The sequence below is a fragment of the Mycoplasma procyoni genome (assembly GCF_017052595.1).
Lineage (GTDB): Bacteria > Bacillota_I > Bacilli_A > Mycoplasmatales > Metamycoplasmataceae > Mesomycoplasma_A > Mesomycoplasma_A procyoni.
Window position 1 is genome coordinate 1 of sequence record NZ_JAFIDB010000006.1, and the last position, 18599, is coordinate 18599.

The 18599-nt window shown below is 27.5% G+C and carries 16 protein-coding genes; 4 read left to right on the forward strand and 12 right to left on the reverse strand.

The features are described 5' to 3' along the window. The first annotated feature begins 240 nt into the window (after positions 1-240). Entirely contained in the window at positions 241-459 is a 219-nt protein-coding gene (gene rpmE / locus JV122_RS02735; protein ID WP_205842987.1) for a 50S ribosomal protein L31, read from the forward strand. Between the two features lie 174 nt (positions 460-633). Continuing rightward, positions 634-1905 (forward strand): hypothetical protein, encoded by a 1272-nt coding sequence (locus JV122_RS02740; protein WP_205842988.1) that lies wholly within the window; start codon positions 634-636, stop codon positions 1903-1905. Between the two features lie 215 nt (positions 1906-2120). Here JV122_RS02740 and JV122_RS02745 read toward each other — a convergent pair whose 3' ends face one another. The 4 genes from JV122_RS02745 to JV122_RS05040 all read right to left on the reverse strand — a co-directional run bounded on the left by JV122_RS02745 (position 2121) and on the right by JV122_RS05040 (position 5636). Continuing rightward, positions 2121-2330 (reverse strand): hypothetical protein, encoded by a 210-nt coding sequence (locus tag JV122_RS02745; protein WP_205842989.1) that lies wholly within the window; start codon positions 2328-2330, stop codon positions 2121-2123. A gap of 162 nt (positions 2331-2492) precedes the next feature. Further along, entirely contained in the window at positions 2493-3041 is a 549-nt protein-coding gene (locus JV122_RS02750; RefSeq protein WP_205842990.1) for a hypothetical protein, read from the reverse strand. A gap of 14 nt (positions 3042-3055) precedes the next feature. Further along, complete coding sequence (locus tag JV122_RS02755) at positions 3056-3811, reverse strand: nucleotidyl transferase AbiEii/AbiGii toxin family protein (RefSeq protein WP_205842991.1); 756 nt, start codon at positions 3809-3811, stop codon at positions 3056-3058. 277 nt (positions 3812-4088) lie between these two features. Next, positions 4089-5636 carry an RNA-binding domain-containing protein gene (locus JV122_RS05040; protein WP_205842992.1) on the reverse strand — a complete coding sequence of 516 codons (1548 nt, stop codon included), beginning with the start codon at positions 5634-5636 and terminating at the stop codon, positions 4089-4091. 397 nt (positions 5637-6033) lie between these two features. On the opposite strand from JV122_RS05040, the gene JV122_RS02765 reads away from it, so the two are divergent. Continuing rightward, complete coding sequence (locus tag JV122_RS02765) at positions 6034-7560, forward strand: APC family permease (RefSeq protein WP_205842993.1); 1527 nt, start codon at positions 6034-6036, stop codon at positions 7558-7560. A gap of 74 nt (positions 7561-7634) precedes the next feature. Here the strand turns inward: JV122_RS02765 and JV122_RS02770 are convergent, their stop codons facing one another. From JV122_RS02770 to JV122_RS02780, 3 genes are all read right to left on the reverse strand, one after another. Further along, on the reverse strand, positions 7635-7949 hold the full coding sequence (locus tag JV122_RS02770; RefSeq protein ID WP_205842994.1) for a hypothetical protein: 315 nt from the start codon (positions 7947-7949) through the stop codon (positions 7635-7637). Between the two features lie 173 nt (positions 7950-8122). Continuing rightward, positions 8123-8440, reverse strand: coding sequence for a hypothetical protein (locus tag JV122_RS02775; protein WP_205842995.1), 318 nt, complete (start codon positions 8438-8440; stop codon positions 8123-8125). A 165-nt stretch (positions 8441-8605) separates the two neighbouring features. Next, positions 8606-10090 (reverse strand): leucine-rich repeat domain-containing protein, encoded by a 1485-nt coding sequence (locus JV122_RS02780; RefSeq protein WP_205842996.1) that lies wholly within the window; start codon positions 10088-10090, stop codon positions 8606-8608. Between the two features lie 331 nt (positions 10091-10421). Here JV122_RS02780 and JV122_RS02785 point away from each other — a divergent pair, with 331 nt between their 5' ends. Then, complete coding sequence (locus JV122_RS02785) at positions 10422-11249, forward strand: hypothetical protein (protein WP_205842997.1); 828 nt, start codon at positions 10422-10424, stop codon at positions 11247-11249. Between the two features lie 213 nt (positions 11250-11462). On the opposite strand, the gene JV122_RS02790 is transcribed toward JV122_RS02785, so the two are convergent. The 5 genes from JV122_RS02790 to JV122_RS05045 are packed head-to-tail and all read right to left on the reverse strand — an operon-like array spanning position 11463 to position 18400. Further along, a complete protein-coding gene (locus JV122_RS02790; protein WP_240463490.1) occupies positions 11463-12491 on the reverse strand; it encodes a carbohydrate ABC transporter permease in 1029 nt (342 codons plus the stop codon). After that, positions 12448-13473 carry a carbohydrate ABC transporter permease gene (locus JV122_RS02795; RefSeq protein WP_240463491.1) on the reverse strand — a complete coding sequence of 342 codons (1026 nt, stop codon included), beginning with the start codon at positions 13471-13473 and terminating at the stop codon, positions 12448-12450. Before JV122_RS02795 ends, JV122_RS02790 begins: the two co-directional genes overlap by 44 nt. A 32-nt stretch (positions 13474-13505) precedes the next feature. Further along, positions 13506-15281 carry an ABC transporter ATP-binding protein gene (locus JV122_RS02800; RefSeq protein ID WP_205842998.1) on the reverse strand — a complete coding sequence of 592 codons (1776 nt, stop codon included), beginning with the start codon at positions 15279-15281 and terminating at the stop codon, positions 13506-13508. A gap of 31 nt (positions 15282-15312) precedes the next feature. Further along, the gene (locus tag JV122_RS02805; RefSeq protein ID WP_205842999.1) at positions 15313-16083 is read right to left on the reverse strand and encodes a thermonuclease family protein; all 771 of its coding nucleotides are present in this window, start codon (positions 16081-16083) and stop codon (positions 15313-15315) included. Position 16084: 1 nt separating this feature from the next. After that, entirely contained in the window at positions 16085-18400 is a 2316-nt protein-coding gene (locus JV122_RS05045; protein ID WP_205843000.1) for a P68 family surface lipoprotein, read from the reverse strand. Positions 18401-18599: the final 199 nt, after the last annotated feature.

The following is an 18599-nucleotide window of genomic DNA, read 5'->3' on the forward strand; positions in this document are numbered from 1 at the left end:
ATCATTAAAGCTATTTCTTTCTTGAATTTTGTATGACATTTTTCCTCCTAATATCATTATAAATTATGATACAAGTTCTCGAAAATTACTATCTAATTCTATGCGACAAAATTCATGGTATTCTATATAATCTTGCATATCTCCTCTTTAATAATTAGTAAAAAATTATTTTTTATGTTATTATTTTAATACAAAAAAGAAAAATATGGAAATATAAATTATTCCATGTGAAAGGAAGTTATGAAAAAAGATATTCATCCAGAATACCAAACTATAACAGCAACATGTTCAACATGTTCATCACAATTTAGTTTTGGTACAACTGTTTCTAAAGTTTCTGTTGATGTTTGTTCAGGTTGTCACTCATTCTATACAGGTGACAAATCAAAAACAAAAGCAACAGGAAGAATCGAAAGATTCAACAGAATGGCTGCTTTTGCTCAAAAAAACAAAAAGTAAATCCAAACAAAAACTTAACAGCAATGTTAAGTTTTTAATTTCCAAAAAAGCCTGTTTTTCCCTTTATTTTGAGTTTTTTTCTCATTTTTGATTTTTTAAGTTGTTTTTTTTTTTTTTTTTTTGATTTTATAATTTATTTGCTATATACAAAATAAATATAGTAGAGGAGATAAAATGAAAATTAAAAAATCTAAAATGAAAAAAATGCTTTTTGCTTTAACATTAAGTTCAGTGCCTTTTATTGCTTTTTCTTGTGGTCAACCTCAAAGTAAAGCGGTTCAAAAAGAAAAAGAATCATCAATAGAATTTGCTAATTTGCTTGAACTACAACAAGAAGAACAAGAAATTGTCAAACAACCTTTTTTCATTCTTGATAATATTTCTCATGAAAAATTCAATAACGATAATTCGGATTTTATCATCGAAACTGAAGAAGATTTTAAGAATGACTTTCTATTTAAATTCATTAATGAAGAACAAAAAAATGATAATTTTGTCAACGAAGCTAAAAAAGAATTCCAAAAGTCATTTCTAAAAAATAAGAATTTATCAGAAGTTCTTGCAAGCAATAAGATTGCTATTTTTGTTAATTATGATGAAAAAGACTATGAAGCTCAAGGATTCATTGTAAAAAACCTTAATAAGTCAACAGACGAAAAATTAGTTTATAATTTTGTTTTACCAACTATTTTTTCAGAATTTCCAGTAAGAAATAAACTAATAGAAACAGAAACAGCTACACTTACAGTAATTGTTATTCCTAAAGAAAAACACTTCGATGTTAAAGCAACTTCAGTTCAAGATAGTAAAATACTTTACAAAGACTTAAAAACTAAATTTAAAGATTTAAAACCACTTGATTTATTTTTAAATAAATCTGTAAATCTTTTAGATAAACTTCAAAAACAGGATGGAATCATTCACGATTCAGCTAAATTCCTTATTTCAAATTCCAAAAACACAACAGAAACAAATAATTTATTTCTAAAAGATAATTTTGTAATTATAAAAACAAAAGAAGATTTTGAAAACCAAATTCTTAAAAGATATGAAGAAGTAACAACTGGAAAACAAGAAGAGAAACTATCTAGAGAAGACATAATTAACGAATTTGAAACCAAATTTCTATCTAATAAAAAATTAGAAGATGAATTAAGAGAACATGATTTAGTATTATTTCAAAGTTCATTTAATAAGTTTTATGACAATGATAATTACAAAGAAAGATTAGTAGTTAATAAAAAAGAAAATGATAAGATCGTTTTTAGCTACTTAAAACCTTCACAAATTGATCTTAAGTTTTCTTATTCAAATCAACAAAATTTTGTATTCAGTTCAGATGTATTACAAGTAGCTAAAATAACTAAAAATTTAAGAACAGAATTCAAGAAAGAACTCTCTAAAAAAGAAATTTTCAGTTTGTTAGAACCATTCCAAAATAAATAATTTTACTTTTATTACAAAAAAACTTAACTTCGCTGTTAAGTTTTTGTTTTCCTAAAATGCCTGTTTTTCCCTTTATTTCGAAATTTTTCTTCTAAAAATGTGTTTAATATTTCAGATGTTAAACCTTATAAATAAGCAAAAGCAAAAGAAATTTTAATCAATCAAAATAATGTTTCATTTTATAAATTTAATAAACAAAAGCTTAACAAATATTGTTAAGCTTTATTTTTTTGATTTTTGAATTTTGTTTCATTTATTTCTTCTAATTTCTCTTGATATATTTCATCAATGATTTCATCTGTTATATTGTATCTTCTTCTTAATTCTTTAATTATTTGATTAATCATTCATTGATCATCTTCTCTTTGCTTTTGTTCTCTTGCTCTTGTATTTACAATTTTTCTTTTTCTATTTCTTGTTTTCATACTAAATATAATACAGCTTTTTTAGTTTTATTTAAAGAAAATTGTTTTTGAAAATTAAAAAGCAGACAGATTTTTCAACTCTCTCTGCTTTTTATAATATATTATTTTAACTAAAACACCTGTTTTTCCCTTTATTTCGGAATTTTAACTCAAAACATTTACCTATCACAATCATTTTTTGTCTTTGTAGTGTTTTTTAAGCGTTGCTTCAATATCGCTTCCTGTTTGTTCTAATCAATTAATAAAATATTGTTTTTCTGAAAGTTTATCAACAAAATTAGAATATCTTCTTTTTACAATTTCTATTTCCTCTTTTGTATAAGATTTTAAAATCTTATAGTGATCCATATTTCAATAGTCTTCTATTTGGTGCTCTTTTGCTTTTTCTAATACTATGTGATAAATATAGAATCAATCATATTTATCAAGATGCGCAGCAGCTTTATAAAGATATGGAATATAAAAGATATAAACATTATTAACTTCTTCTAAAAAATTATCATAGTATCCTAATTTTTCAAATTTTGGTTGAGTTGTTATGAAAAATAAACAATTTCTGTTTTCTGAAATAAAAATTGTAGTGTCAATATCGTTATAAGGATTTACTTCCTCATTGTATCTCATAGATCTTATATATCTTAAGGATTCAGGGTGAATTTTTTGAAAATCTTCTTTAATCTTTAAAGGTTCTTTTAAGTTATAAAGGTTCATAAAGTACTCCTTTTCTAAAAATTAATTAATTTTTCTAACAACATAGAGATGAATTCACCTGCTTCATAATTAACTTTGTGTTGTTCGAAAAATTCTGTAAATAGATTTATATAGTTTTGGTGTTGTTCTTTTATTTCTTTAATTAAATTTTTTAAAACATCGTCAATATTTATATCAATGTTATTCATTAAATTAAAATTATCATTTAAGGTGTTTTTGTTTATTTGATAGTTATTTAAAATGAATCAGATATCAAATAAACTCTTTTCCTTTTTTGTTTTATTTCCTTTCTTTCAAGAAGCTAAAAGTTTATTTGCTAAATATTTTTCTATTGTATAAATTTGTACAACTAAATCTTCGTCAAAAAGTTTTGTTCTGAGCTGAACCTTTTTAAATTTTTTCTGCTCATAACTTAAATCTATTTCAGCTTTTAGTTTTTCTTTTTCTGTTTGAAAAGTTATCTTTATTTTTTGTGTTAGTGTGTTTTTATTATTAACTGGCTCTCTTGTTTCACCAAATTCTATATGTAAATTTTGTTTATATTCAAAAAAAATTTCTAAAATCAATTTTTCAACATTATCTTTATTTTTAATATTTATATCTATGTCATTTGGAATTCTCAACTCGAGTTTTTGTTGTTTGTTATAAAACTCCAAACCAGTTGAACAATCTATTGTAAATTTTTTTCAATACTTTGATCTGAAAATCATAAAAATTATAAAGTCATTAAAGTTACTTTGATTTAAGTGCTCAATCATTTTTTTATTCATATTTAAATTATAATACTTTCTGAAAATATCTATAAATCGAGAAAAGGAGTCTTCTTTTTTATATAGTAGTTTTTATAGTAGTTTTTTAATTTTAAAATTAATTTTTTTAAAAGAAAATAATTTTCTAAAATAAGCATTATAGTGTTATTTTAGAACAAAAATTACTATTTTTTTATAGTAGTTTTTATAGTAGTTTTTGTTAAATTTAAAATTGTGTTTTTTATAATCTTTTTAGAATGTTTTTTATTTCGGAATTATCTTTATATTGTTATTAAATCTAAATATTATTAGCTCTTATTACTACTCATCTTCCGATTTTTCTTGAGCCTTCAAATCTAATTATATTTTCTTTTTTCATTTTATTTAAATGATAATTAATGCCATGGATTGTTAGATCTAATTTATGAGCCATATCTTTTGCTGATATATTTTGATATTTATTTATCATTTTAATTATTTGTTTTTGTTTATCACTAACTTTAGATGTTATAACTTCTTTTTTGTTTTTATTGTTTATATCCTTTTTATCATTTTTCAAAAAGAATTTATTAATTTTCATTTTAGCGTTAGTGTAATTGTCTGTGTTATTTTTAGGTAAAAACTCGAGTTCTGGTGAGTTATTGTTTTTAAGTGCTTGTTTTGCTCTTCTTATTCCTGAACCATAAGATTCAATTAGATTTAAGTTAAAAAACATATCCTTAATTTCTCTATTAAGATATTTTCTGTTATCAAAACTTGTTTTTGTGTTCATATCCTCAATAGTAACAGGAGGAAGTGGTTTATTATGGTTTACAAAAGATATTTCATCCTTATAAACATAAACACCAACATATTCATTAACTTCATAATCTTTATGCAAAATAGCATTTGTTATTAATTCTTCAAACGCCATGAGCGGATAATTATAAATTATTTCATGTTCAATTTTGTCGCTGAATCTAATTGTATTTGAAGTCATTATTGTATATTTAAAATAATCAATAACTCTTTTAAGTTGAATTCAAATTGGACCTTCAAATTTTTGAGATTCCATTACATCAGTTTCAGAAACCTCTCTTATAACTTGAACATAAGCTCCAGGTATAAATTTAGCAGGATTTTCAGCAAACATTAAAACAGCAAAGTTTTTAACTCTTGTTTCTGTGGCATCATTTGAACTCATTAAACCTAATGCTTTAGCCATTTCTAATTTAGACATTTCTCTAATATCTTGTTTAGCGTTTATTTTAACTAAATATTCTTTCATATATTCATAATCAAGATCATTTAATGTGGCTGTTTCGTTTAAGCTTGAACTAAAATTGAAGTTAGCAAACTTCTTGAGTAACTCGAATTCTTCTGTAAAAGTAGCTAATCTTGTTTCAGAAGAAGTTCTAATATATTTTCCTGATTTTAGCTTAATTTCTTTATTTTCTTCAGCTTTTTCTGTTGTAACAAAAGGGCCAGCTTGATTTGATTCAACTGCAACTACAATATAATTTTGATCATCCATTTTATCGCTAATAAGATGATATTTAATTTTGGGATAAATATTGGATAGTAATGCTTTTAGTTCATTCTCTGTTGTTTCTAGCTTAGATTCTTCAATTCCAAAAATAGGTCTTTTTGGAATTGCCTTTTCTTTTGTTTCTTTGTCATTAATTTCTTCTATACCAATAAATAATAGACCCATTTCATTATTCATATAATTATTCCCAAAAGCACAAACAGTTTTAAGAATCTTGTCTTTAAAAGTTATTGATTTCTTGTATTCAATAAAACTGTTTTCAGCTCTTTTGTTTTCTAATATCTCTCTTGCAATTCTTTTTATTTCTAAAATATTCATATAAACACCTCTTAATTCATTATTCAATTAATTAAATTATAACACTTAAAGCACACTGTTTCCCTTTATTAAGGCTTAAAATACTTTAACAACATAAATACAGCTCCTTAATTGTTCTTATTTGTTAATAAAAATTTAAAAATTTTTCTTAATTAATAATTATTGTGTTATAATGAGTGCAGTTATATATTTTTTAAGGAGACAAATGCAAAGAATAAATTCTCATTTTATGATTTGAACTATGGCTGCCATTGACATGACAGTTAAGTTTTAGTCATAAAAGAAAGAATTTTTGCATTAATTAAACAAATAATTTAAGGCTTTCTTTCTTTTATAGGAAGAAAGTTTTTTATTTATAATATATAACAACTTTAATATTAAATAAATAGGAGGCGAAATGTCAAAACATCAAGCTAAAAAAATCGGTTTCTTTCTTGCTTTAATGATGTTAATCGGTTCTGTTGTTGGAATTGGAATCTTCTTTAAGAATGCTTCGATTTCAAAAGCAACAGGCGGAGACGGTCTTTCATGATTATTAGCATGAGTAGCTGGTGGAATTATTTCAGTTGCAGCAGCTATTAACTTTTCAGAAATCGGGACGTTTAAACCAGGTAAGTTATCTGGACTAAGTCACTGAACTTACAAAACAACAGGATCAGCAGCAGGTTATGCTATTTCTGTTACTTATACACTATTCTATTGAGGTCTATTATTTACTGTATTAGGCTCTTTCTTTGCAGAAATTCTATTCTTCTTTTTAGCACAAGTAAAATTGCTAGAATTTAGCGAAATCCCTTTATATGCAATTATTTTAGTAGGAATTTTATTTAGTATATTTTTCTTAGTACTAAACCACATTTCTATTAAAGCTGTTGCATGATTACAAACAGTTGTTAGTGTAATTAAATTCCTTCCTTTAATTGTTGCAATTTTTGCAGGAATTATTGCAGTTGGAACACATAATAATCAAGGGACAAATGCCTTTATTGTTTCTCCAAATGGTTTCACTATTAAAGGTATTATTGTTGCTCTTCCATCTGTTTTATTTGCTTATGATGCCTTTTTAGTAACAGGTAGTTTAGGAAATAAAATCAAAAACCCAAGAAAAAATCTATTCTGAGTTATCTTAATAGGAATGGTTGCAGTAGTTGTGTTATATTCACTAATTGCTGTTTCTTCTATATTACATAACCAAGGTTTTGTATGAAGTCTATTACTAGATTCTTTACCAAAAGAATCTGCAAAATACATTGTTCCAATTGTTACATTCTTTATAATGATTTCTGCGATGGGAGTTGTTAATGGTATTTCTGCAGCCTTTGCACAAGAATTACACAACGCAATTGAAACAGACGTTTTCTTTGGTTCAAATGCTCTTAAAAAGAGATTTAAATCAAGTATTGTAGAATACATTTATTCAGCAATCTTCTTTGTATTTTGAGGATTATTATTCTTAGTTCCTTCATCAGTTCTAAACCACGATTCACTACTGGATGGAGCAACTAACTTCCCTACAGTTCTATTCTTTGGTGTATATGCCTTTGTTATTGGTTCTTATGCACTAAACAGACACAAAAACACAGAAACTAAAAAATTAAACAAATGAGTTTTCTATGTAGCAGCAGGAATTAGTGTTGTAAGTATAGCTGTTGTTGAAGTAGCTTACTTTGTAGCTATAATTCAAGATCTAATTAATCCTAATTTCAGTACTACATGAGGATTATTCTATGATGCTGGAGTTCCTTCAAAAACAATTCATTCATATCTACCTCTAACACTATGAATTCTAAGTCTTGTTTTCTGTATTTCTTTCCCAATAGCAAACTTCTACTTAGAAAAACTAGTATTCAAAAGAAATATTATTAGTGATCTAGAAGTTATCCAACAAAGAGCTCAAGCTGAATACGAAAGAAATCTAAACTAGGACTCACTCAATCACAAACAAAAAATGAATCAAAAAGAACCTTAAGCAAAAGGTTCTTTTTTAGTTATTTATTTTTAGTCTTGTCTGATGATGTAGTTTTGTGATCAGATTTCAGGGAATGTTCCTTTTTTCATAACGATCATGATAAGGTTAATAAATCATGTAATAATTAACATGTTTCATAAAAATGAGAAGATTCATAATCTAAACATTCTTCCTGATCCATAGCTATAAGTTAATCCCATAGCTCTCATTCCTAAGTTTGGTTTCCCTTGAATATAAGCGATTAATGAGAAGATAGCGTAGATTCCACATGTAACAGCAGATAATAATCCTGTTAGTCATCCAGCAGCAAATCTTCTTCAAAAACCAGCGATTCTAAATTCCATAATAAATAACTCCTTTCTTCAATTTAGACTACATTATATCATTTAGTATATTGGGGGGTCTTTTGGTTAAAAATCTTGATATAGGTATAAAGGAATTTGGAGTTTATACCTCTTAAAACAAACAAAAAACACCACAGTTTCCTGTAGTGTTGGATTAATTGAAATTTGTTTTGTTATTCCATTTCTTCAATAACGAAGTTTTGTGATCATATTTCAGGGAACGTTCCTTTTTTCATGATGATCATTACAATATCAATGAATATTGTAATGATAAATATGTTTCATACAACTCTACATGCAAAAAGTTTTAACATTCTACCTGAACCATGACTATAACTTAATCTCATTGCTTTCATGGCAAAATTAGGTTTACCTTGAATGTAAGCAATTAGATTAAATACACTGTAAACACCTAAAGTTACAACAGTTAATAATGAAGTAACTAGGTCTGCTGCTAGTCTTTTTCAAAAACCAGCTATTCTATAATTCATGCATTACCCCTTTCTTTAAAATCCTTTATATTCTATATGAAAATAAAGAATTTAAAAGGAGAAAGGGTGAAAAAATCGATTTTTGTTTATAAAAAATAAACATTTATAAATAATAAAAATAACTCAATATTTTTAATGAGTTATTTTATTCAAATTTATTATTCGTTAACCTCTTCTTAATACTTTTACTGTGGAGTCAAAAGCTCTATTATTAGTATTTACTGTATTTTTATGAATTTCTACTGTTGTTAGTTTGTTATTTGAGAAAGCATTTTCATCTATTTTTTTTACAGAATCTGGAATAGAAACTGAGGTTAATTCATTATTTTTAAAGGCTTTATTTTTAATATAAATTAAAGAATTTGGAAAAACAATTGAAGTTATTTTATTATTTTGAAACGCTTCTGTATCGATGTATTTAACAGAATCGGGAATATCAATAGTATTTAAAAAATTATTTTCAAAGGCATTTGATCTTATTTCTTTTACCGAATTTGAAATTGTTAGTGATGATATCATATTGTTTTTAAAAGCCTTTTCTCCAATAACTTTTACAGAATTAGGAATAATTACGGATGTTAATAAATTGTTTTCAAATGCACTATCCTGAATAGCTGAGTTATTTTTTTCATAGTTATAATCGTTGTGTGTACCAAATCTATCAAATTCTCTAATCTCAATGTATTCTGCTCCTTTGCCTAATCCACTACCTAATGTTACAGATACTAATTTATTATTTTTAAAAGCACTATTTCCTATTGTTTTAACAGAATCAGGAATTACAATTGAATTTATACTATTTGTTTCAAATGCTCCACTTGATATTAAAGTTACGGAATTTCCTATAGATACTGATGTTAATTTGTTATTTTTAAATGCAAACGAATCTATTAATTTAACCGAATCGGGAATTGAAATTGAAGTTAGTGAATTATTTTCAAATGCACTCGATTTTATTTCTTTTACTGAATTTGAAATTGTGAGCGCTGATATCATATTGTTTTTAAATGCATTTTTAGCAATTTCTTCTACTGAATTTCCTATAGATACTGATGTTAATTTATTGTTGGCGAATGCATTTTCCCCAATATACTTTACAGAATCAGGGATAACTATAGATGTTAAATTTTTTAAATGTTTTGCGAAGTCTGCGGCAATTATTTTTAATTTATTAGGAAATTTCACTTCTTTAATTTCATTTAAGAGAGTCTTTTCGTTTCCAATAAGCTTTAAAATAGAATACATAAAATTAATATTTATTTTTTCTATGTTTGTAGAAGACAAATCAAGAATTCCATCTTTTATATAACTTTGAAATTTATTTTTATTGTAACTAAAATCTATTGTAGATTCTTTTATATCTTCAGGAGGGAACAAACTGATTGTGTCCTGCTGTGCATCAAGTGATCAATCTACACTATAATATTTTTCTGGGTTTTCCACTGTTTGAAACACAAAATTCTCTATTAATCATTTATTTGATGAATATAATTTTTTTTCTTCCTCTTTTTTCTTTTCTTCTTCACTTTTTTCTTCCTTTCCACCTTTTAAAAACTTTTTAAAGTTTTCTTCATCACATGAAACAACACTCAATAAAGACATAGTGCTAATTGTTCCAATTGATAAATATTTAATTAGTTTTCTTTTCATAAATACTCCTTTTTAAATTTTTATAATATAAATGAATTATATAGATTGAGAGAGAGAGAGAGAGAGAAGACATTGGTGTAATTTTCTTGTTATATACTATAAAAAACAACTATAAAATTACTATTTTTACATCTATTATTTGTAATTTTGCATCATCAACTACTATTAATTAATAATTTATAGTATTTAGGTGCTAATTATTAATTAATAGAATCTAATTTAGGAAATAAATCCGTATTTATTTACTAAAAAATTTAATTAATAAAAATTTTGAAATTAAGAATTATTTATTATAATGTTAAAACACAAAATTTTTAAGGAGGCATGATTGATGACTAAAAAAGCAATCAAAAACTTATTACTAGGATTATCTAGTACATCTATTCTTACAACATTAGCATTTGCATCTTGTCAAAAACAAGAAGCAAATGCTAATAGTGGGGACAACAAAGACCAACCAGGTGGTTCTACAACTGGTGGTTCTACAACAGGTGGTACAGATACAACCGACACTAAAAACCAAACAGGTGATGGAGAAAACAAAGTCGCAGATCCAAGCAAAGATAAAGAAAAAACCTTTAATTACACAATAGATCAACTTAAAAACTTCCTTGTTCCTGTTGAAGGATGAGAAGATAAGTTTTTAGTATTTAAAGAAGAAGGATTTAAATACGGATTACAACTACAATGATATAGAAGAGCTGCAATGTTCGGTATTAAAGGTAAAAATACAGATGATAACAATAGATTATTTACTTTAAATCCTGAAATTAAAATTGAAAATTTAGATCATACAGCTAAATTAAGTGCTAAATTTCCACCAAAAGAAGGACAACTATTCCTTAAAGCTCAATATGATGATCAAACAAAAACTTTAAAAGTGTTTGTTAAAGATAAAAATGGTGTAGAAGCTATCCAAGAACTTTCTTATGATAAAAAAGCTCCAGAAACAACTGGAACTGAAGAAAATAAATCAGGAACTGAAACTAATACAGTAACTGAAGAAAATAAAGATGCAACAAAAGATACTGCAGAAAACTCAGAAAACAACACACCTAATTCAAATGTAGAAAATACAACAGTTAATAATGGTGGTTCTGAAACAAACAACCAAAGTTCAGAAGGCGACTCAAATTCAGTAGACCAACCACAAGCTTAATGTAATAAAAAAAATCGCTCGAGGCGATTTTTGTTTTGCTTTGTGCTTGTGACTATAGGAACTTACCGTCGAAAATTGTGATTAATACGTTTGCTATTGCATAAATAGATAAACCAACAAATGCTATTCCAAGTAAAGTTGTGAAGCTTACTAGGAAGATTTGAGTAATGGATAATGATTTCTTTTTGATTTTGGCAATTAGTTTTTTCATTTTTATCCTTTAATTGTTGATCCTTGTCTAGAAATAGCATTAAGAATTCTTTTTCTAAATAAGAAGTATGCAATAAACATTGGTAGAATAGCAAGAATTGCTCCTGCCATTTTAACGTTTTTAAACACTTTGATTGGTGAGTTTTCGTCTGGGTTAACACCAATGTCAAGTAAGTAAATGTTAATTAATACAACTGGAGAGTCTTTTCCTAATAATAATAGTGGTCATAGTAGTGAATTTCAAGCAGCAAACGCTGTTAGAATACCTACTGTTCAAATTGTTGGTGTTACCATTGGTAGTGCAACTTTAAAGAAGTATTTAGTACCTGAACATCCATCCACCATTGATGCTTCTTTGATTCTATCAGGAATTGCTTCAAAGGCGTTTCTGAACATAAATCCTGAGAAAACAGAAGCAGCAAATGGCATTAATAATGAAATTGCTAGTGGAATTGGTTTTGAGGTTCACTCAAGAATGATTACAACCCTGTATTGACCAATTAATAAAGCAACTTCAGGAAGAATCAAGATTGATAAAAAGATTAATCATGAAGCTTTTTTAAATCTTCATTTTTTAAGACTGAAAGCATAACCAAATGTAGCTGAGAAAAATAATTTTAAGACAACAGATACAAAGGTGATTAGTGCTGTTCAACCAAGAGCTTGTCAATATCCTTCTTGAAGCGCTCTTGTAAAGTTATCTCAACGAATTTCTTTTGGATAGAGAACTAACTCTCCGAAGCTTTCGTTGGCTTGTTTGTCTGGTGCTAATGCAAAGACAATCATGAAATAGAAAGGGAATATAATTAATAAACCAAAGAAGAATAAAACGATTAGTTTTCAACTTAAAGATAAAAATGATTTAAGTAGTGTTGTATCTTTGATTTGAGATGAAATTTCTTGTGAACGTTTTTTTAGGTATTTATTTGCTCTAATGTTTTTGATTTTCAGTGCGCTATTTGATCCAAAGTTTTTAATAGATAGTTTACTATCTGATACGAACTTTTGAATTTTTGATTGTTTTGAGGACATTTCTTTCTCCTATCTTTTGTGAAACAAGAACTACAAGAGCTATTCCACGTTTTAAAATAACTGAAAATGCAATACCAATTAAGAATAGATAAATAGTTGCAACTCCGGCAAGTCCATATTCTCCATCTTTTACTTGTTTATAGATGTAGAGCATAATTGTTGAACCACCGTTTGATTGTGCTTTTGCTAATTGGTTGTCAAATAGAGCAATTGGGAATACTTTGATTCCTCCTAAAATACCAATTGTTACAAGGAAGTTTAGTGTTTTAGTAATTGATGGAAGAGTAATTCTGAAAAATTGTTTAATTCCTGAAGCTCCATCAATTGAAGCTGCTTTGTAAAGAGTTTTGTCAACTCCTAACATAGCTGTTGTAATAATTAAGATTTGGAATGCAAGGTTTTTTCAAACCCCGTATGAAGTAATAACGAATATGGCGTTGTATGATCCATATTCTCCAGAATCTAGTCATCTTGTGTCAATTCCAAATACTTTGTTAATAATACCGATTTCGTGATCAAACATATAAGCAAATGCTAAAGAAACAGCAATAGCACTTGTGATATATGGTAAAAAGAATACTGTTTGTCAAAATCCTTTAGCTCACTTTCTGTAAAGTGATGAAATTGCACTTGAAACAATTATTGCAATTACTAATGTTAAAGGTAATGATAACAGAGAATAAATTAATGAGTTTCTAACACCAACTGCAAAAATCTGATCTGATAATACTTCAGCAAAGAATTGGAAAGAGAATTCTCTGATGGTTACGTCATTAGGATCTGGTGTATATGAAACAGCTTGAATTGAAGAATAAATAAAAGGGAAGAGTGTGAAAAGAATAATTATTAATATTGAAGGAATTAATAATAGAAATGGTTTTCAGTAAGGTTCTGGTTTTTCTAAAATACCAATTTCATTTCTTTGTACCTTAGTTTTCTTTTTTAAAAAGAACTGAAAGACTCCTCTTTTAATAGACTTCATTGTTCTACAAAATTTGTCTTTGATAAAGTTCATTAGAATTCCACTCTCACTTTTGTTTCTGAGTCAAAGAAGTGTGCTTTTGTAACAGGAATGTTAAATTTAACTTCTTCACCCATTTCGTATTTATCTTTTCTTTTTAGGAAAATATTGAATACTCCAATATTTTCAACATCTAATTTAGCGAAGATTTCTTTTCCTAAATATTCTACAGAAATGATTTTTCCACTGAATTTTCCGTGTTCATCTTCTTTTAGATGTTCAGGTCTAATTCCTAATCTGATTGTTTCTTTGTTGTAGTGTAATGATGATAATAACACATTGTTTAAATATAAACTGTGTTCTCTAACTTCAGCATCAACAATTGTCATTTCAGGAATTCCTAGGAATTTAGCAACGAATTCGTTTGCTGGTTTGTTGTATAGTTCTGTTGGTGAACCAACTTGTTGGATTTTACCAACTGACATACATACAACTTTGTCAGAAATTGACATCGCTTCTTCTTGATCGTGAGTAACAAACACAGTTGTAATTCCTAATTCACTTTGAATTTTTCTAATTCATTGTCTTGTTTGTACTCTTAATTTAGCATCAAGGTTTGATAATGGTTCGTCCATTAGAATAATTTTTGGTTCTCTGGAAATACCACGAGCAATGGCAACCCTTTGTTGTTGACCTCCTGATAATTTAGTTGGTCTTTTGTGTAGGTTTTTAACAATATCCACTTTTTCAGCAACTTCAAGAACTCTTTTTTCAATGTGTTCTTTTAGTTTTAAGTTTTGAGCTTTGTAGTTTTCGTATTGTTCTTTTTGCTCGTCTGTTAGTTTAGAAAGATCTAATGTGTATTTAGCAACTAAACTTTTTTGGAAAGCATAGTATTCTTGTTTTGTGTATTTAGAAAGAACTTTTAGTTGTTTTTCTGAATTTTGTAATTCTTTAAGTTCTTCTGAGCTTTTAATTCTTGCTTTTTCGTCTTGAATTTGTTTTTTAAGATCTTCTTTTTCTTTTTTGAATTTAGCTTTGATTTCTGAAATTCTTTGTTTGTAATCTTTGTAAGTAGCTCTTAAGTTTTCTTGGTATTCACTTTTTTGAGCTGTATCTTTTAGTTGTTTCTTTTCTTCATTAATTGCTTTTAAAGAAGCAACACTTTCTTTTTTGATTTCGCTTTGTTTATGTAAAGGAACTAAGTTGTACTTAGCGACTAAATCATTAAGATTTTTATATAGATTTGATTTTAGGTTAGAAATATTTAATTGGATTTCTTTGTAAACATCAAAGAAGTTGTATAGATGTTGATCGTATTCTTTGAGTTCTTCATCAGACGCACCATTTGCTTTGAATACAACTGAATTTGCCATGTGATTTGCGTGAATTGATTTTTCTGTTACTTTAGTTTTTCATGCTTTGTCGTTAGTTAAAGGGAATGCAATGTTGTCATAAACATTTAAGTGTGGATAAAGAGCGTAGTTTTGGAAAACTAAACCGATTTTTCTGTCTTGTGGTGTAGCTTTAGTAACATCTAAACCACCAAAAATAATTTGTCCACTTGTAGGTGTTAACAGACCAGCTATTGCATTTAGTGTTGTAGTTTTACCACAACCAGAAGGCCCTAGTAAAGTAACTAATTCTCCTTTTTTAATTGTAAAGTTTGCGTTATCAACAGCTAAAGTTTCTCTATAATCAATTACTAAATCTTTAATTTCAATGGCTGGAAGAGTATCCTTTATACGATGTCTTTCATCTGATTTGCTTTTAATTTCTTGAATAAGACGTTTTAAGTCTTCTTTTTGCATTTTTGAGTTTGTATTCATAATTTTAAATCTTTCTAATTTGTTTAAATGACTATTTTTCTGCTAATAATTCTTTTGTATATTTAATAATTTCTAGTACGTTTTCTTCTGTAGAACTTAAGAAAGCTTGGAATTTTGGAGTTCCACGTTTTCCGTAAATTTTATCCATTTCTTCGCTTAATCTTTTTTCGTCATATGGGACACCTTTATAAAATCCTACACCATTTGCTCATGCATAATGAAAGGCATTTCAAATTTTTCCGCCTTCATAGAATTCTATTCTAGAGCTTGATTTGAAGTAGGCTTTATCAATGACATTTGGCAGAGTTAATCCCGCTCTAATCATTTCTATTCCATAGTTGTATCATTTACTATCGTTTGGTTTTTGATAATATAAAGAACCGACAATTCTGTCATAACTTTGTGATGGTTCTGAACCTGAATAAACATATTTAACTTTAGAACCTGCAGGTAAAGTTGTTTCTCCGAATTTTGTTGCTTTTTCAGCTCATTCATGTTCTAAACCTTCAGTTTTTTCATATGTACCATCTTTTGGAACTCCCTTTTCAGGGGTATCAATAAGTTCTATTCTTATATTTTTATTTCCTTTAAAGAATGATTGATCATCAAATTGTATTACAGGAGTATCGCCATCAACTCATCTAACAATTGTTGCATCTTTAGATTTAATTACACCATCTGCTGTAGGTATTTCGTAGGCTGTTTCCTCTGCTTTTTCATATTTATTGCAAGAATAAAGAGATACTGTCGCAATTGGAAAAACAACCAAAGGTAATAAGGTTGTTTTTAATTTAAATTTCATATTATCTTTTGAAAGATACTCCAAGTGTAATATTAAGTTCTTTTAAGAATTTTTCAAATGATTCTGGTTGTCTTCCACCTTGAGCAACTTTATCTTTTTCTGCTCTTGATTTGTAGTCAATTAGAGCTGTATCAATTCCGTCTCTAAAGGCTGATGATCTAGAATCTGATGGATCTTCATAAATTGCATATTTATCTTTATCTGCACTTTGTGTTGATTTTTTAAATAAATCAAACGCAATTTTGTTAAATGCATCATATTTTGTTGAAGGTTCTCCTGAAAGAACTGAATTTGTAGCAACAATGTATCCACTTGTTAATCCAAACACTTCTAGAGCTGACATGTTTTTGTATTCATCTTTTTTAGAATCTGGATCGTTTGCATCTTGAGGAATTGCTCAATCTTGTTTATTTTCAACGAATCATTTTAGGAAACTTAATGTAGCTACGTTTTCTTTTGCATTAGCATGTAATCCAATAATTGAAGGTCCTTGAGCAATAACAATGTTTTTAGCATCATTTGTTTTTGGTGCTTCTAAATGGAATGGTGTTGGAACTGCTCCAAGTTCATTTGCTTGAAGTGTTTCTTTAGTTGTTTGAACTAAAACATAAACCCCTTCTTTATTTTTTTCTGTTGTATCTCATTTAGCATCTATAAAGTATGAATCATATTGTGAAGGGTGAACTGTAGCATCAAATCTTCCGGTTTTTCCTGTTTTTTTAATAAATTTTGATGATGGTAGAAGTTTTCCATCTTTTTCATATAGTTGACCAACTGATGAATCTGTAGCCATTGTTCCTAATTTTGTTTTTGTATCTGCTGTAGCAAATTTAAAAGAAGCTTCTAATGCTGCTTTCATTTCTGGTCAAAGTGGGTAATTGAAACCGCTTTTTTTAATTTTATCTTCTACTTTATCTGAAGTAATATCGTATAGATAATTTTTGTATTTTGCTGTTTCTATGTTTTCCCCTCTATCTACAATTACGTATTCTAAACCTTTAGCTTTATCTTCTTCTGATGCTTTATAAATATCTTTTGAGTATTGAGCGTTTGCTGTTTCATCTTTTCCGTTTGTGTGGAAGTAGAAAGTAGAAGTTCCTTTTTTAGAGAAGTTGTGTGTGTATCCTGATGTTGAAGCAATAGCAAACAGTAATCTGTGTGTTTTTAGTCTGTTTGAAGAGTAATCTGATGCTGATTTAATAAATAGTGTATCTGTGTTAATTAGATCTGCAATAACATTGAATACTTCTTCAAATAGTTTGTTTTTGTCAGTTCCTTTTGTTAGAGCTGTTTTAAAGTCAATAGCTGTTCTTTTTTCATTTGGTCCAAATAAGAATTTTGCATAATCACCATTTACTTTAGAGAATGCTATGTTATATAGTGCACCTGCTATTGAGTCAATACCAATAACGTTTTTAGCACTTGTACTTAATTCACCTTCAGGAGCTTTAGGGAATGATTTTTTAACTCTTTTTGCAAAGTCGAATAGTTTTTCATATGAATCAAAGATATCTTTTGAAAGTTCATATCCTTTTAATCCGCCATCTTCTTTAGAAAAACTTGCGTAGTCTTTTCATACTTTTGCTACAAATTCTTCATCATCTCATTCTTTTTCTGTTTTTGTTACAGCCTGTGTATCTTTATCTTTTGTTTCTACAACTTGTTTTTCAAATTGTTTAAAGAATTCAGCATCTTCAGCTTTAATTGTCATTCCATCTGCTTTAGCTTTTTTAATTACATACCCCATAACTGGTTTGTCAATTGTTAATAATTGAGAAGATTTTGCATATGGAACTGTTCATAGAGAATCTGTTTTATCTTTATCTCCAAGTCCAGCAATGTTTTTACCTGCTTGTAGGAATTTTTCTGAGAATGTTTTTGTAACAATATCTCTTAGTCCTACAGCTTTTTCTTCTTCTGTTGTACCATTAAAGTCTAGTTGCATGTTGTATTTAGCAATAACCCCTACGATTGTTGGGTAGTTGAATGCTAGGTTGTATAGGTTATCTGCAGCTTTAGCTTTTAGTTTTTGGTTAAGATCATCTGTTAGTCCAGAGTATCCACCGTTAATTGAAACTAATTCAATTGGCATTCAGTTTGCTGGTTTTTTATCATCAGCTAGTGAGTTTCAAGTACTTACTATAGAGTTAAGAGCTTTAGTTTGTGGCCCTGTTGCACCGAATGTGTTAGCAATCTTTAGTTTTCCATCTTCTTTTTGATCAAATTTTGTTTGACCACAAGATACAAATGTAGCTAATCCTGCTACTGATGTAGTAGCACCTGCTAAACTTCATAATAATTTTTTATTCTTAGTCATTTAAAATAAGTTCCTTTTCTATTTTTTAATAATAAAAAACCACAGAAAGAATGTTCTTTCATTGCTGTTAACAATTCTTCAATGGTTTTTTGTTTTTCATAAAATAATTATAATACATTTTTTAAAATATTTGGATGTTATATTATGAATAATCCAATTTTTTATTAAATTTCTTGCAAAAATTCATATTTTTTAAAAT